The organism is Paenarthrobacter sp. 10L412, from assembly GCF_056395565.1.
In genome coordinates, this window is the sequence record NZ_JBFTJT010000003.1 from 93,357 (window position 1) to 108,398 (window position 15,042).

A 15,042-nucleotide genomic window follows, 5' to 3' on the forward strand; every position below is an offset into this window, starting at 1 on the left:
CACATCAGGAGAAGCCCATGCCGACAGCCAGAGACGTGGCAAAACTGGCCGGAACGTCCAACGCTGTTGTCAGTTACGTGTTCAACAACGGCCCCCGCGCAGTTTCCGCAGCTGCCCGCGAACGCGTGCTCAAGGCCGCCAAGGAACTGGACTACAAGCCAAACGCATTGGCGCGCGCACTGAGCGCAGGTAAGACGAGGTCCATCGGCCTGATAGTTCCGGACATCGCCAACCCATTCTTCGCCGAACTTGCCAGGGCCGTCGAGATTGCGGCCGCCGAACGTGGCCATCTGCTGTTGATCGGCGACTCCGCAACGGTGGAGGAGCAGGAACGGCGCCTGATGGAGTCGTTCATCGAAAGGAAGGTGGACTCCATCATCCTCGTCTCACTCCTGGACGAGCCCGATCTCAAACCGATCAATGTGGCCGGCCTTCCGGTCGTGGCCCTCCACCCGCTCTCGGCCGGGCAGCACGCGTCATCCCTGACCATCGATTACGAGGAGGCCGCGTACGTGGCCACCCGTCATTTGTTGGAAGAGGGCTACCAGAGCATCGGTCTGCTGAACGGGCCGGTCGACTCCGTGGGCACCAGGCAGCATGCCACCGGTTTCGAGCGAGCCGTTTCCGGAACATCCGTGACAATCTCCAGACGGGCATCGCCGATATCCAGGGCCGGAGCGGCCCAAGTTGCCTTGGAATGGCTCCGCGCTGGCGACGCACCCAGGTCCATTTATGCAACAACGGACGAACAGGCGCACGGCGTCCTGTTCGCCGCCTACACACTTGGCCTCAGTGTTCCGGACGAACTTGCGGTGATCGGCGTCGATGGCACTGCCGCCTCGGAATTCTCCGTGCCTCCTCTGTCCTCCATTCGGCAGCCAACGCAGTCCATTGCGAACCGCGCCGTTGAGATCCTGGTCGACGGGAACGTCGACGCCGACGGGGACAAGACAATCGTCAACGAACTCTTTGACTTCGAGCTGATCGTTCGCAAATCGTCCCGCGCCTGACAAACCGGACCGTTCAGAGGCTGAGCCCCATGGCAGCTTTTGGCGGCGAATACAACCGTTGAAACTCCCCAAAGCCCCGGAGTAGGGTGGCCGGACCGTCCAACCACATCATCGTCTGGGAAAAATCTGGGAGAACCATGACACATGTGAGACGCCAATTGGCTGCGGTCACTGCAGCCCTGGCCCTAAGCGTGACAAGCGGAGCGGTGGCTAGTCCTGCCTTCGCCGATCCTCGCGAAACCGATAAAAACCCTACTGCCACGGGGTACGGCGGCGCCGTGAGCACCGTGGATCCGGAAGCTTCAGCAGCCGCTATCGAAGTCCTTCGCAAAGGTGGCAACGCAGCCGACGCCGCCGTCGCTGCGGCCGCCACTCTTGGCGTAACAGAACCGTACAGCGCCGGCATTGGAGGCGGCGGCTACTTCGTGTTCTACGACGCCAAGACCAAGAAAGTCAGCACCATTGATGGCCGCGAAACGGCGCCGGCAGCCATGCCAAACGATGCGTTCATCGATCCCGCCACGGGCAACCCCTATCTCTTTACGACCAAGAGGCCCGAGCTGCCAACCAGCGGCGTCTCCGTCGGCGTCCCCGGCACGCCGGCCACCTGGGAGCGTGCCCTTGAACGATGGGGCTCAGTAAGCCTGGGCGAGGTCCTCAAGCCCGCCATCAAGGTAGCCAACCGCGGCTTCGTGGTGGACGAGACATTCCGAAACCAGACCCTGGACAACAAGTTCCGTTTCAACACGTTCACCTCCACGCAGGACCTGTTCCTTCCCGGTGGTGACGCTCCCGCCGTCGGGAGTATCTTCAAGAACCCCGAGCTTGCCGAGACGTACCGGCTGCTGGCGAAGCAAGGCACCAGCGCCTTCTACAAGGGTCCGCTCGCAGAAGAGATTGTCTCCGCAGTAAAAGCACCGCCGAAATCGGGCGAAACTGATCTGCCCGTTCCAACCGGGTTCATGACCACTGACGATTTAGCTGCGTACGAAGCCATCAACCAGGATCCGACACACGTGAACTACCGCGGCTATGACGTCTATGGAATGGCGCCATCCAGCAGCGGCGGCACCACGGTTGGCGAGTCGCTGAACATTCTTGAAAACTTCGATCTGAAGGACGTGCAGCCGGTGGACGCGCTGCACCACTACTTCGAGGCCAGCTCGCTGGCGTTCGCCGACCGCGGCGCCTATGTGGGAGATCCGAAATTCGTTGACGTTCCCACCGATGTCCTCACCGACGAGGTTTTCGGAAAGGAACGCGCTTGCGAGATCAATCCGACGGCGGCAGCTGAGAAGCCGGTCGACCCGGGTGACATCACAACGTACGACGGCGCGTGCCCGGCAGGGGCCGCACCGCTCGCCGATGAGACGGACACCGAGAACATTTCCACCACCAACCTGACGGTCGCCGACAAATGGGGCAACGTGGTGGAGTACACCCTGACGATTGAGCAAACAGGTGGATCTGGAATTGTCGTCCCAGGCCGCGGATTCCTGTTGAACAATGAGTTGACTGACTTCAGCGCCGAATACAAGGCGACTGATCCAAACAGGATCCAGCCAGGCAAGCGTCCCCGTTCTTCGATGTCCCCGACCATCATCTTGGAAGACGGTAATCCGTTCCTGGCCCTCGGCTCCCCGGGCGGATCCACCATCATCACCACCGTGTTGCAGACCATCCTGAACCGCGTTGATCTGGGAATGGATATCTCCCAAGCCATCGCCGCTCCACGTGCTGCTCCTCGAAACGGGCCCACCGTAAGTTCCGAGCAGGCGTTCATCGATGCCTACGGTCCCGCGTTGAAGTCCTTGGGGCACAATCTAGTCCCGGCCGGTGATGCCTTCACCTCATTAGCCGAAATAGGTGCGGCTACGGCGATTGAGTTCGGCGAAGGCGGAAAGCTCACGGCAGCGGCTGAGCCGAAACGTCGTGGAGGTGGATCGGCGATGGTTTTGAAACCAAGCAGCGGGCCGTGATTGATGTATTAGCCCGGAAACAGGCTTCGGACTGTTGCCTGCAGTTTTTCCAACGCCGGGCTCTCTTGGGTGCTGGCAGCGAACTTCATGAGTCCGCGGCAGGCGAGTCCCGCGTCCGTCAGCTCACCGCTCAGCAGGAAGTCCATCAGTTCATCGCTTGGCAATAGCCGTACGAAGCCCGTCTCGGAAGGGTCCCACGATGGGTCGCTTCCGAGGCGGGCTTCTGCTGCAATGATCAAGTGCTTCCGCCGGGACGAGTTGGCGGACCACCATTCGGATCCTGCGTAGTACACGGCCGACGATTCATAACCTGTTTCCTCGGCCAACTCGCGCTGGCCGCCATCTACGGGAGCTTCGTTCTCATTCAGGTATCCCCCGGGCAGTTCCAGCAAAGTCTTTCCTGGGCCAACGCGGAACTGCTCAAACAGCACCACATCTGTTCCGCCCTCCGTGAAGGCGAGAACCGCTGCGGAGTCGGGGCCGGCGATGACGTCCCAGGTTGAAACTGAGCCGTCAGCCTCCAAGTAGGTGTCCTGATTGATGGTGACAAAGCCTTTGTACGCACGCGTAGTCCAGAGTTTTCGCCACAATTCGTCCGAATTGTTCACTCTTGGCGGTTGGTCTTGAGTTCCCGACAGAATCTCCACAACATCACCAACGAAGCTGCCGCGATGATGATTCCGGAAATGAGGGACCACACAGATTCGCTGCCGCTTGAGAGGAAAATGTAGGTGGCGTAACAGGCCATGACGAGGGCGAGAAGCAGCCAAACCATCGGTTTACGATTCACAATGAGTTCCTTGATTGAGTGGTAGTTGTCAGGCCAAGTCACGCTTGGAGAACACGGCGCAGGCTGCCCCCAAGATGATTAACAGCCAAGCAGCGGCCCCGAAGAAAGACTCCGACGCCGGTATGTGGACTGCCGCTTGATTCGCCCAGTTGGCAGCTTGGAATGGGAAGAGGTACGTCTCGGCATTGCCCAGGGACAGGATCTGCGGCACAACCAAACTGAGGGGAACCGCGAAGAGGCTCACAAGGTGGTTGCGAACGAGGGAACCGATCGCGAATCCCCAGGCCGATCCCATCGCTGCCATTCCAGCGAAGGCCAGCACTAGGTGTGGGCTGAGCTGCCATCCTTCAGCGACTATTCCCCCGGCAAGACCTAAGCACATGCCAACCATCGCGCCGCCCAGGCTTGCTGCGAGAGCGGTTGTCAGTGCTCGGGCAATAAATACGGGGCTCCTTTGGAACAGCAGTACCCTGCGCGTGAGGCACCCAGCCCGGAAATCGGCGGTGAAGGAACAAGAGCCCATCACGCCCGCACCTGTGAGCATGAGCGATAAGCCTGCCCCTTGAAGAACTTCGTCAAAGCCCGGAGGGGCCATGGTGGATTCGACGCTGGCGGTCACCAGGAGCGTAGCCAGTAGTCCGATCACCAGCAGGGAGGCAACCGCTGAACCCTTCCACAGCCACGGGCGGCGAAGATCTGCAAGAAGTGCGGACACCATTTAGAACTCCTTTCTCTTGAGCACGGCAACCGCGCCGGCACTCGCTGCGAGAAGCCACGCCAGCGAGACCAAGAACGCGGGACCTGGTCGAAGAAGGCCCTCAAAAGGAAGGGAGGCAATCCCTGCCAGGGCGCCGGAGGGCAGCCAACGCCCTATTTCCGGATCGTTTGCCAAGATGGGCAGCTCGACGGCGAGCGGAATAAGCATGGTGGCGATCGTCGTCGCGTAGTAGTGCCGAATGATCCAGCCGAGCGAGCAACCCCACAGGGAACCAACAGCGGACGCAACCACGACGCCGGGCAGGGCTCGCCAAGATTCGGGGGTGAGGATGTCGGCGCGCATTTCCAATGGCAGGGTGAAGGCTGCGCTGGCTCCCCATGTAACGATCCCCGCCGCCAGAGTGATCAGGCCGGCCACGAGCGCCGCCGCGTACTTGACTGTCACAAGGTGCGTTAGCCCGGTCATGACTACGCTGCGTCGGAGCGTCCCGTAATAGGACTCCCGTGTGACCAGGTAGCTCCCGGCAAAGGTGCTCACGATCGCAATAGTGGTGGCCAAAGCCCAAAATGCTTGAATGTTGTCCGCCGCGGAAAACTGATCCGCACTATCCGGCCAGCCCACGAAGTTGGCCACGAACCAGGGCACCAAGGCGCTGAAAGCGATGATGCCCAGAATGGAATATCCGCTGAAGTACCTCAGTAGTTCTGCCCGTAGTCCACCGGCCCAATGGGAGTTCGAATGGGCCCTCACCGGGCACCCCCCAGGATCTTGAAATAGGCCGATTCGAGGCTGCCGCCGCCGAGAGCCTTCGCCTCCTTGAGGGTCCCTTGGAACAATGTCCGCTGTTTGAGAATGACGACGTCATGGGCAATTTGTTCGAGTTCCATCAGCTGGTGGCTTGAGACCAAGGCACTCCCGCCAGACTCGGCGAACCCGCATAGAAAGCCGCGCAGCCACTGGATGCCTTCCGGATCCAGGCCGTTCGCGGGCTCGTCCAGGACAAGCAGCCGAGGGTTTCCGATAATGGCGGACGCAATCCCCAGCCGTTGTTTCATCCCCAGCGAGTAGTCCCGGACTTTTCTGTCCGCATGAGCCGCAAGATCGACGATTTCCAAGACTCGCTCAACATTTCCCCGGCTCACGCCAGCTGCCAACTGACAGATCTGAAGGTGACGCCGCCCTGTCAATCCGGGCTCCACCTCCATCCCGTCCAAGTTCACTCCAACATGAGCGGCAGGCCTCCTTAGCGAGCGGTAGGTGGTACCGAACACGGTTGCCCGGCCTGACGTCGCCTCCACCAAACCTGTCAGCCCTCCGAGTGCCGTACTCTTTCCGGCACCGTTGGGTCCAATGAGCCCCACAACCCGCCCGGCAGGCACATCGAACGTCAGATCCTCGACGGTCAATCGTTTGCCCCTTCTCTTGGTGAATCCCTCGAAGCTGGCGTGGATTGTCATGAGTGCCCTCTCGTCGAGTCGTCGCGTTCGGGTTGTCCGGGCCATAACGGGGAATGTGAGACGGCTTGCCAGAGCCACTCCCCCAAAGTTGTTTGGCCTCGGCTGGTTACTTCCGCCCGCCCCGAAGCAGCGAGGGATGTGCTTTCCTCCACCTGACCTACGTAGGCCAACACGGGCAGGGTGGTGCCTACGAGCGCTAAGGGAACGATGGTGTCCACAGGTGCAGTGGATGACGACGGCGGGTGGTCACCGATAGTGGCCCGCCCCAGGTGTTGGTGGAGGACCATTCCCTGCGACTGCAACGTGACGCTGTCGCCCGGTTCCAGCGCGTGATCGTCAGCTCCGTTGGGCGTCACGATGAGCAGCTGCCCATTCGTGTAGGTGTAGCCCGCTACGGTCACCCGATTCAGAGGGATCACGGCCAGAAGAACTCCGATGGCAAGAGAGCCCGCGAGCATGACCAGGGCACGCCTCCACAGCGGGCTTCCGTTCTCCGCAGCCCCGCGGAAGAACTGAACCACACTCCTGAAAGCCATCACCACGAGCAAGCAGAGGATGGCAAACACCACGATGTGCCCTATGTATCCGAGCTGCAGGAAGATCGGCACGATGCGTTGAAAGCCAATAATCATGAACCCGACGCCCGCAATGAAGCTCGTCAATCCAAACCATGGAAGCAAACCATTGCCGCGAAAGGTGGCCCGCGCTCCTAGAATCCGGGAGCCAACAGCGTCGGCCAGCGCGTTGAGGGACTTCTGGCGAAGGTGGGGAATGTCCACAGCCGACATCAACGCAACGTAGCCATCCAACTTGATGAATGGGAAGAGATTCAAAATGGCGACGCCCCAACAAATAACGCCATAGAGCAGAGCCGCATCCTTCACCGAGGATGCCGGAAGGAAAGTCTGCACCGCCAACGCGCTGGCCCCTAGGCCAAGGTGCACCAGCGGTCCAGCGAGCGCGATCACCACTCGCTGCTTACGTGAGCTCAACCGCCAGCCATCGGTTATGTCGCAGAAGAAGGCCGGAGATAGGTAGAACAGCATGATGCCAATCCGCCGCGGCGTGCCGCCAAAGTAGCTGAGGGCCATTCCGTGGCCGAGTTCATGCAGCAACGTGGAGGCAAACATCGCGCCAGCGATGTAGAGATACACCCCAAGTGGCAGCGGCGTCGCCAAGACCCGCCAAATGTTCGGGCCAGCCGTCAAGGCGCCCAGCATGCCGCCAATGAGAAGCAAGGCAAGTGGCAGCGCAGCGATTGGCCGCGCAAAGGCAGCGACCACAGGGCGAAATCGCAGCAGGAGCGGCGCCGGATTGAATAAGGTGAACTGCACCGTCAGGGGTGCCCGGAACTGAACGCGCCGGTCCCTCGGCGGGGGTGCGCCGCCGTCGAAGATGCCTGTGTGCGCCAGCTGCCGAACGATCCCCATCACGTCGGCAGCCGTCCACGGCAACCCCAAAAGCTGGGCTACCTGGGCGGGGTTTCGCTCACCATCAACCGCTCTGAGGACGGCGGCCACATCTGCTGAAACCCGGGCTTTTGGAACACTGTTTGTGGCAACAATCCAGGGGCCGCCGTCCACTAACGGTTGATCAATGGAGGCCGATGGCGCCAACTGAACCGGCCACTGAACGGGTGTCCGGGTCTTGGGCGATCCGAGCATGGCGAGCTTTCTCATATCAGCGGGTGCGGTGTTAAGGACATACCGGAGGGGTCACAGACCGAACCGGACGGCATCCGGACCAGTCCTTTGGTTTCATCCATCGTCAGCGGAACAGCACCGGGACAAATCGCCTTGCCCGTTACCCATCCGAGCTCCTGAATTGCCGCTGGGAGGCGGTGGGTGAGGCTGACCCAGTGTGATCGAATGTCTCGGCCCGCCAAAAACTTCACCAGGACGTCGACGTTCGGAATGGGTTTGACAAGCGGAAAGTGGGCAGGCCTGAAGGTTCGAACCCACAAAAGTAATTCAGCCAGAGCTTGCCCGGTGGTCCAGAACTCGGCGCGGGATTCGTCGTCGATCACTTCCGCTGACGGAGCTGCTGATGGCGTCCGTGACAAGAAGAGTTCGCGAATCTGCAAGCCTTCCTGCAGGGCTCCCTTCAGAGCGGCGACGGGGTCAGCTGCCGCCTTGAGCCCAACGGCGCCGAAGTGCCCGTGGTCAGTGGGACCAGTGATGATGCAGACCGCAACATGCAAGGGACTTCCACCCTGAGGGATGAAGGCCAGTGTTGGGGCGATGTCAGCTTTGCGTGCAGCTTCCAGAAGCAGAAGTAAACCCCTGGTGCCTGGGGCGTGGAGCACATCTGCCGGCATCGACCCAGCCACGAACTCGCGGAGTGGAACCCTATGGCGCCAGGCAGAAAGGAAGGCATCCCGTTCTATGACTTCACCGATGCCAGATGCTCGCGCGAAGTGTTCTGACGGACCGGACGCTGCGCCATTCGGCGATGGATCAAAGAACCCGTTCCATGGATCCGGATGCGTGGATCCACCAGCGGCGTAGTCCACCACAGGAGCCGGTACGTGTGATTCCTGGCCTGTCAGCAAGTCCGTTGCCCGGTACCACGGGAAGTCGAAGGCGAGGGCGGAGGCGCGTCCCAAGCCCGCGCTAACAAAATCGATGCGCTTGTCGATTGCGTCCCTCGCAGCAAGAAGGTGTTCAGCGTCCGCTGCCATGGGCGCCAAGGCGAAACGCTCTACGGCCTCACCTGCGCCCCGCGTCATGGAGGATCGCTTCTTCACGTCAAAAGCTCCAACAGCGGTCGCGAACCCTTCCCCGTCAGGCCTCCCATTAGCGAGGGAGGCCACCGTTCGCCAGAGCCCTACATCGTTGGGCAGATAGACCGTCGCCGAGGACACCAGACCCAGCGAAGGATCAAGGGTAAGTACTGGATCGATGCTCATCTGCCACACACCCAGAGCTCGACATCATCCAAGCCGGGCACCTGCGTGGCGATGCGGACGGGCCGACGCTCGAGGATGGTGAGGCCTTCTGCCAGCACTTCTTCCTCGATGAGGCTGTTACTGACGAACGCGATATCGCTTGAATACGCGGACGATCGGTACGTGCCGCCTTCATCGAAGCCAACGTGGATCATGGTTACGTGCCGGGCCCCGTTGACCGGATCACGGCTTTCCACGGTGATAAGGAATGCGTCCTCCCCCAGCGCCGAAACTGTCGTTCCGCCGTCGTGTCCTTCCGATCCCTGGTGGCTGTCGGCGTTCAGTACCGTCAACAGGAAGCGTCCGTCGGGCATCAAGCAATCACGGACGCGGCGGAACAACTCCCTCCTGTCTTGGGGGTCCAGGAGCGTGATGGAACTGGCGCCGAGAACGACGCAACCGAAGCCGCCGTCGATCTCAAATCGGGACATGTCCGCCTCGAGCAATTCCACCGGCACTTCGCGGGGATTAAAGGCTTTGGTGCGGATCCTTTCCGCGAGCATCGCGAGCATTTCCGGCGAGGAGTCGACGGCGGTTAGAGGACGTCCCAAGGCAAGGAGCGGCCGGGTGATCCGGCCTGATCCCGCAGCCAATTCCAGAATGGGCCCGGTGGTTTTACGTGTCGCAGCCAGGATCTCGGGAAGTTCGGTCAGATCGTCCGCAGTGATCTGATCGTAAAGACGGGAGCCGGCGACGCTGTACAGATCCTCGGGAGGATCCAGGTGGCCAAGGACGCGCAGGATGGCATCAGCAGATTTGTCGGGCGGGATATTCATCAGCTCGTGTTCTCCGGGAGTTGGTAGGAGTCGGGGATCCACGCGGGCGGCGGCGAAGCGTCGCGCCACCCGCGTGCACCAGCTAGGTGGCGGCGATTCCGATGACGATGCCGGCGATGATGATGACGTCACCAACGCGCATGTACCACGGGGTATCGTCCGGGGTGTCGAGGTTCTCCAGTTCTTCGATGGTCAGCTGAAGGTTCGAGTTTGCGATCATTGCGTACTCCTTTCTCTTGTAGTTCGTGCTGTTGTTCGGCCTGTCCGTTTCCCGGACGGGTTAGGTGATGCTGACGGCGATAATGCCGATGGCAACTCCCTGGGACACTCCGATGAACCAGTTGTTGAAGTCCGGGGTGTCCAGCGATTCGATCTCCTGGATGGAGATGTTGAGCTGTTTCTGCATTTGCGTTCACCTCCCTTCGTTGCAAGTTGGAAGGCCTGCGCGAGCCCGTCAGGTGATGCTGACGGCGATCCCGATCAATGCGAGGCCAACGGTGATGCCGTGGATGCGTTCGCTCCAGTCGTCAGGGACGTCGATGCTCTCCAGTTCCTGGATGTTGAGGTCCAAAGTCCTGGGTGCAAGAGTGCTGCTCATGTACTCACCCCCTTTCCCTTACCGTTCGTAGCTCGCCCACTGGGCCTGGCAAGATTTGTTGTTCCAGCGCTGCCTTGGAGAGGACGTACTGGACCTGCACGCCGTCAAGGCCCCGCAGCATCGGCAGCCCGCCGCCCCAGTTCCGGAGAGCGGCGGCCGTTGTCTTCATCAACGCCTGCTCGCTAATGGCCTCCAGTCGCGCTATACCCCACCGCCACATCAATTGGTTGATGCCCTTGGCGGGGTTGGGGTCCAATGAAGGATCCGTGTCTGTAACCACTGACCAGAGCTTCAGAAGGCGGTTACGGTCACCCCAGGCTGCGGTTCCGTTGGCGATCTCCTCCCAGATGGGACTGATCACCGAGGCTGTGGCGGTCATCTTTCGGACTCCAGTGACATAGGCAAGTTCGTTGGCGACATACCAGTGCTTCGCTCCGTAGGGGTCCCGAGCTACCAGGGCCCAACCCGTGTGCGTCTCCATGCTGAGATGGGCCGCCTTCAGTCTCAGCTCGGGCCCGTCCTCACGTGTCACTCGATTCCCGAGCCTGACGATCCGCGTCAAAAGTGAGTAACCGTCGTCGTCGAAAATGTTGGAGCTGCTTCCGAGCATGGTTCCGGCCACCCGGAGGAACGCCTCAAGCAGCCCTTCGAAAAGCAGTTGCGTAGGCAGGGTGGCGAGATTCCCGGCGTCGAGCAATGCCACGTCACCTGACAGGTGACGTGAGGCGATCAAACGGCGCCCGACGGCGGTGTCCAGGCAGGCTACAGCGCTGACTTCGGCACCGGTCCCCACGGTTGACGGCATGAGGACGGTTCGGGGACGCTCATTTGGATAAGCGACCGGAGGCAGAACGATGAGACCTGAGCGCTTGGCGTGGCGTTCGACGAAGACCGTGAGGCTCGGGTCGGCGGTGAACAATGCCGCCAGTTTTACGACGTCCATCATTGAACCGCCGCCAAGTCCCACAACGCTCTGAAGTCCGTGCTTGCGAATGAAGCCGCCTACAAGCCTCAGGGTCTCCACTGTGACTGGGCCAGCTTTTAGGTCTAACGTTGGCGCTCCCTTTAAGTCGCCGGCCAAGAGGGCATCCCTCTGTCCTGCGAGTGCATTGTCCACCACGAGTCCGGTCCGGCCGCGGGTAAGTCCGCCAATGTATTTGGGTGCCATCCCTGGATCGAGGACGACGCAACGCGTGTTCCACGTGCGGTCCGCGATCATGCGAAAACTCCATCGCGTTCTGCCTTTGCCAGCCCGTGGACGATGGCCGCGTGCAGTTCCTCGAAGTTCTCCTGTGTATAGGTAAGTGCTGGCAAGAGTTGGATCCGGCCTGGCCCAGGCTGCACGATGGCTCCGGCTTGATGGATCCGCCTAACGACGGTCAGGACACCGTTCGGAGACAGGGGTAATCCGCTCTTGGCTCGCAGCAGGATGCCCCTCATACAGCCGCGTCCGGAGGACTCGCCAACCCTTGGAACGCCCTGGAGCTTGGCAATGAGCGAGTCGAGGCCTACTGATACCCGCTGAGTCAGAGCGTTGTGATCCAGCCGTTTCATCTCGGAGATCGTGCTGAGAATGGAGGCGCAGGTTGCTGGAGTTCCGGCTTGGGTTTCGCCGTGGACAAAGACGGCTTCATTCTTATCGAAGAGCTGGGTTACGCCCTTGCCGATCAGAAGGGCGGCGCATGCGCTGGTGCCGTTGGTCAGTCCCTTGGAACTAACAATGACGTCCGGGGCTTCCCGCCACTCATCTGAAGCGAACCACCCTTTAATACGGCCGAATCCTGTGGCGACTTCATCAGCCACAACAAGGAACCCATGCTCCTCCCGGTGCTTGAGGAGCGCGGTCACGAAACCGTCCGGTACGGCGACCGCACCCGAACCAAGGACGGGCTCGATGATGAACGCCGCAATGCGATGCCCCTCCCTTTGCATGAGATGGGCCAGCTCAGCGCCGCCGTCGTCGAACCGGACATGCCGGATGTTGCGCCTGTCGACGCCATAGACGGCTTGGCCGAGCTCGTCGCCGCTGAGTGCCTGGCTTCCGTACGTGAGCCCGTGGTAGCTCCCGCTTAACCCGACGACGAGCTTGCGTTCGGGTTGTTTGTCGAGAACAAAGTAGTGACGGGCGAGCTTCATAACGGCGTCGTTGGCGGCGCCTCCGGAGGTGGAGAAGAGGACTCGCTCGAATTGATGACGGGGCAATTCAAGGAGGGCTTTGGAGGCCCCGATTGCCCTGCTGTGCGCAGTCCGGAAGAGCGGGAGGTAGGACGCTGTTTCGAGTTCTTTGGCTATTGACTCCGCAATCCGTGCGTTGCCGTAGCCGAGGTTCGCGTTCCATAGGCCGCTCTTCGCGCAGAGCCGTCGTCGCCCGTCTTCGAACGTGACATGGACACCTTGTGCAGTGACCGCTGTGTAGCTTGCTGCTTCGAAATCGTGTTGGCTTACCAGAGGGACCCAGAGGGGGAGCTGCGTCCGGGGTTTTAGGGGTGCGGTCATCGGTTTGTGCCGATAAGGTCAATGCCGAGCTGTTCGAATTGATTCAGGACTGCCGTCACGGATCCTGTGGCTACGGCCTCTGAGACGTTGAGGGCTGGTGCTATGACTGCCGCAGCAGCGCTGACGTCCCGGAAGTTGGAGATGGCTTCGATGATGGTGGCGGCGTCAACCCCAATCTTGAAGACTCGGCCCGACGTGGTGTCCAGCAGCGTGTACTCCCCTGCCCTTTGGACGATGAAAGGAGCGGAAGCCAAAGGGATCCCCGATGCTACTGTGAAGAGGCTGGCTCCGAAGCCCACAAACCTGGTGGTCTCGCGGGCTTCACGTGGGATGAACTTCCATGCATCCAAGGCGGCAAGGTAGCGCGGAATCCATGGGTTGGCTTTGAGGGCCTCGACGTCCACCTGGCAGTTAGCCATGGCTGTTCCGGGGCCCACTGACTTTGCGTGCAGGTCACCAATCGCATAGCCGACCCGGCCAATCTCTGCTCCATAGGGGCCGCTGAGTATTCTTCCATCCGACGTGATGTGAAGCCTTGCCGAGGAGACGCTCTGTTCTGTCGCCGCGAGCAAGGCACGCTCGGACAGAACAGCATTCACTTCAGTTAGCTGCCGGACGAAATGTCCCGAACGCCGGGCTTCTTCAGCATCGTCAAAGAAGGCATGCCAGTCCTCGCTGGTGGTCATCCTGACCACTGTTACGCCCACCAGATTGACGAAAGGAATGGCCACGTAGTCCTGGATTTCCAAGCTGAGTGTGCCGTCTACCAGGAGTTCTTCCCCGGCGGCGTCGAACGAGCCGGACACTGTTGTGATGGCTTCGTCGTCCTTGTCCCCGTTGAGAGCAAGGATGACCGAGCCCTCAGTGACCAGCGTCTTCGCGTAGTCGATGTGCTCGGGATTCTCGACGAAAATGACGTGACCTGCGATGCGCCCTGGCATGCCGGTAATCCACTGATCCACTGCTGCGGCAACGGTCTGCTGCTGACTTAGCGTCAATTCCCCAACCCCCAATAGTTCCTTCGTTCTTGAGACGAAGCTATGGGCCGGAGTGGGTGCCATGGTGGAGGAAATTGAAACTAGGTGGTGGAATGCCCCAAAGATAGGTGGTGCGTGGCGCTATCTAGGTGGTGGGGAGAGGTGTACTAAGTGGTGGGAATCAATGCCCGATCATTTCGAGGCAACCGCCGTCCATGATGCTTCCACCTGGGGCGATGTCCACCGCGCCGTCGAGCGAAACGTATCCATAGACGCAACCACCGCTTGGCGCTGCGGCTCCGAATCTGACGCCGCTGCCCGTGTCGTCTGTTTGAATCTCGTTCTTGTTCAGGCCTACGGATTCCAGGGCTTGACTTACCTTTGGTGGATTCGCTTTCATCCCCAGTGACGTAAGGGCCGCGCGCGCCGGCTCGATGTATCCCTCCAGCAGCATCTTCACCTCCGGGGATAAGGATTTTCGCTGGCGATAGGTCTCGTTCGCGGCCATCGCTGCGTCACCGTCGTAGAACGCGCAGTTCCCGTCCGGCATGGGCTCAGTGCCGGCGCTGGGGCAGGCTGCTGTGGGAGGGGGAGAGGTCGACTCACTTCGGACTGTTGCTGGCGCCCCGCAGCCCGCCACGGTGAGAGCTGAAACCACAGTTAGAGTGAGCCCGACGGACCATCTTGTTTTCCCCATTCAAGGACCCTACTGGATGGGGTACGGCAGGCATAGGCAATTTGGCTATCGATTTGATATTCTTGCGTTTGCCCTTCACGCGTATCGAAGAATCTTTGGGGGAACCTACGATGAACGCGAACTCAGCCAAGCGGATCCGGAGCTACTGGCTAGGGTTAGCCATCTCTTATGGACTCGCCCTCACAGTTGCGACTGTGGCGGATTGGCCATGGCCCTTGGTAGTTCTGGGCGTATTTATCCTGTTCATCATCCTGCAGGGACTCCACTATGGTCAGATCGGCCGCACAGTCCATCGGGAGCCGGCCTCAGATGCGCCAGCGATTAGTCTTCTCGCCTCTGCATTCACGGCTGCGGCGATCCTCATTCACGGAACGTCCATAGCGGTCTGGGCAGGACCCCTCCTGGGCTTGGTCACGGCCGTCGTCATGTATTTGGTCCTGACCAAGTATGGCCGGTTCTACAGTCCGTCTTCTGTGGGCACGGATCGACCTTCGGAGCAGGCAATTCGTGACGCGCACCAACCCCAGTGATGCAACGTCAAAATAATACCGCTTTCGGTATAGTTCTGACCTTTGGAACCAAGCAATGGTATGGCAA

Annotated in this window: 18 protein-coding genes; 3 read left to right on the forward strand and 15 right to left on the reverse strand. The window is 60.5% G+C overall.

All coding sequences use genetic code 11. The annotated features are described in order from the left end of the window. Nucleotides 1-17 precede the first annotated feature (17 nt). On the forward strand, nt 18-1,010 hold the full coding sequence (locus AC1DD7_RS03740; protein WP_477513855.1) for a LacI family DNA-binding transcriptional regulator: 993 nt from the start codon (nt 18-20) through the stop codon (nt 1,008-1,010). A 137-nt stretch (nt 1,011-1,147) separates the two neighbouring features. Then, nucleotides 1,148-2,989: a gamma-glutamyltransferase gene (gene ggt, locus AC1DD7_RS03745; RefSeq protein WP_477513856.1), complete on the forward strand. Its 1,842-nt coding sequence runs from the start codon at nt 1,148-1,150 to the stop codon at nt 2,987-2,989. An 8-nt stretch (nt 2,990-2,997) separates the two neighbouring features. On the opposite strand, the gene AC1DD7_RS03750 is transcribed toward ggt, so the two are convergent. The 15 genes from AC1DD7_RS03750 to AC1DD7_RS03820 all read right to left on the reverse strand — a co-directional run bounded on the left by AC1DD7_RS03750 (nt 2,998) and on the right by AC1DD7_RS03820 (nt 14,298). Beyond that, a complete protein-coding gene (locus AC1DD7_RS03750; RefSeq protein ID WP_477513857.1) occupies nt 2,998-3,597 on the reverse strand; it encodes an NUDIX hydrolase in 600 nt (199 codons plus the stop codon). Further along, on the reverse strand, nt 3,594-3,779 hold the full coding sequence (locus AC1DD7_RS03755; protein ID WP_477513858.1) for a hypothetical protein: 186 nt from the start codon (nt 3,777-3,779) through the stop codon (nt 3,594-3,596). Before AC1DD7_RS03755 ends, AC1DD7_RS03750 begins: the two co-directional genes overlap by 4 nt. Nucleotides 3,780-3,807: 28 nt before the next feature. Beyond that, nucleotides 3,808-4,497, reverse strand: coding sequence for a hypothetical protein (locus AC1DD7_RS03760; RefSeq protein ID WP_477513859.1), 690 nt, complete (start codon nt 4,495-4,497; stop codon nt 3,808-3,810). Then, nucleotides 4,498-5,247 (reverse strand): hypothetical protein, encoded by a 750-nt coding sequence (locus tag AC1DD7_RS03765; protein ID WP_477513860.1) that lies wholly within the window; start codon nt 5,245-5,247, stop codon nt 4,498-4,500. It abuts the gene before it with no gap. Then, the gene (locus AC1DD7_RS03770; RefSeq protein WP_477513861.1) at nt 5,244-5,954 is read right to left on the reverse strand and encodes an ABC transporter ATP-binding protein; all 711 of its coding nucleotides are present in this window, start codon (nt 5,952-5,954) and stop codon (nt 5,244-5,246) included. The genes AC1DD7_RS03765 and AC1DD7_RS03770 overlap by 4 nt, the downstream gene beginning before the upstream one ends. Further along, nucleotides 5,951-7,618 (reverse strand): daptide biosynthesis intramembrane metalloprotease, encoded by a 1,668-nt coding sequence (mpaP, locus tag AC1DD7_RS03775; RefSeq protein ID WP_477513862.1) that lies wholly within the window; start codon nt 7,616-7,618, stop codon nt 5,951-5,953. Before mpaP ends, AC1DD7_RS03770 begins: the two co-directional genes overlap by 4 nt. A gap of 11 nt (nt 7,619-7,629) precedes the next feature. After that, complete coding sequence (locus AC1DD7_RS03780) at nt 7,630-8,862, reverse strand: YcaO-like family protein (RefSeq protein WP_477513863.1); 1,233 nt, start codon at nt 8,860-8,862, stop codon at nt 7,630-7,632. Next, nucleotides 8,859-9,677 carry a daptide-type RiPP biosynthesis methyltransferase gene (mpaM, locus tag AC1DD7_RS03785; protein WP_477513864.1) on the reverse strand — a complete coding sequence of 273 codons (819 nt, stop codon included), beginning with the start codon at nt 9,675-9,677 and terminating at the stop codon, nt 8,859-8,861. Before mpaM ends, AC1DD7_RS03780 begins: the two co-directional genes overlap by 4 nt. Nucleotides 9,678-9,759: 82 nt before the next feature. Further along, complete coding sequence (locus tag AC1DD7_RS03790; RefSeq protein WP_431116703.1) at nt 9,760-9,897, reverse strand: daptide-type RiPP; 138 nt, start codon at nt 9,895-9,897, stop codon at nt 9,760-9,762. Nucleotides 9,898-9,957: 60 nt separating this feature from the next. Beyond that, entirely contained in the window at nt 9,958-10,083 is a 126-nt protein-coding gene (locus tag AC1DD7_RS03795; protein ID WP_263422335.1) for a daptide-type RiPP, read from the reverse strand. A gap of 48 nt (nt 10,084-10,131) precedes the next feature. Beyond that, nucleotides 10,132-10,275, reverse strand: a complete 144-nt coding sequence (locus AC1DD7_RS03800; RefSeq protein WP_477513865.1) for a daptide-type RiPP — start codon at nt 10,273-10,275, stop codon at nt 10,132-10,134. A gap of 4 nt (nt 10,276-10,279) precedes the next feature. Next, a complete protein-coding gene (mpaC, locus tag AC1DD7_RS03805; protein WP_477513866.1) occupies nt 10,280-11,494 on the reverse strand; it encodes a daptide-type RiPP biosynthesis dehydogenase in 1,215 nt (404 codons plus the stop codon). Beyond that, nucleotides 11,491-12,771 carry a daptide-type RiPP biosynthesis aminotransferase gene (gene mpaD, locus AC1DD7_RS03810; protein ID WP_477513867.1) on the reverse strand — a complete coding sequence of 427 codons (1,281 nt, stop codon included), beginning with the start codon at nt 12,769-12,771 and terminating at the stop codon, nt 11,491-11,493. Before mpaD ends, mpaC begins: the two co-directional genes overlap by 4 nt. After that, the gene (mpaB, locus tag AC1DD7_RS03815) at nt 12,768-13,832 is read right to left on the reverse strand and encodes a daptide biosynthesis RiPP recognition protein (protein WP_477513868.1); all 1,065 of its coding nucleotides are present in this window, start codon (nt 13,830-13,832) and stop codon (nt 12,768-12,770) included. Before mpaB ends, mpaD begins: the two co-directional genes overlap by 4 nt. A 97-nt stretch (nt 13,833-13,929) precedes the next feature. Then, complete coding sequence (locus tag AC1DD7_RS03820; protein WP_477513869.1) at nt 13,930-14,298, reverse strand: hypothetical protein; 369 nt, start codon at nt 14,296-14,298, stop codon at nt 13,930-13,932. Nucleotides 14,299-14,555: 257 nt separating this feature from the next. Here AC1DD7_RS03820 and AC1DD7_RS03825 point away from each other — a divergent pair, with 257 nt between their 5' ends. Continuing rightward, complete coding sequence (locus AC1DD7_RS03825) at nt 14,556-14,975, forward strand: hypothetical protein (RefSeq protein WP_477513870.1); 420 nt, start codon at nt 14,556-14,558, stop codon at nt 14,973-14,975. Nucleotides 14,976-15,042: the final 67 nt, after the last annotated feature.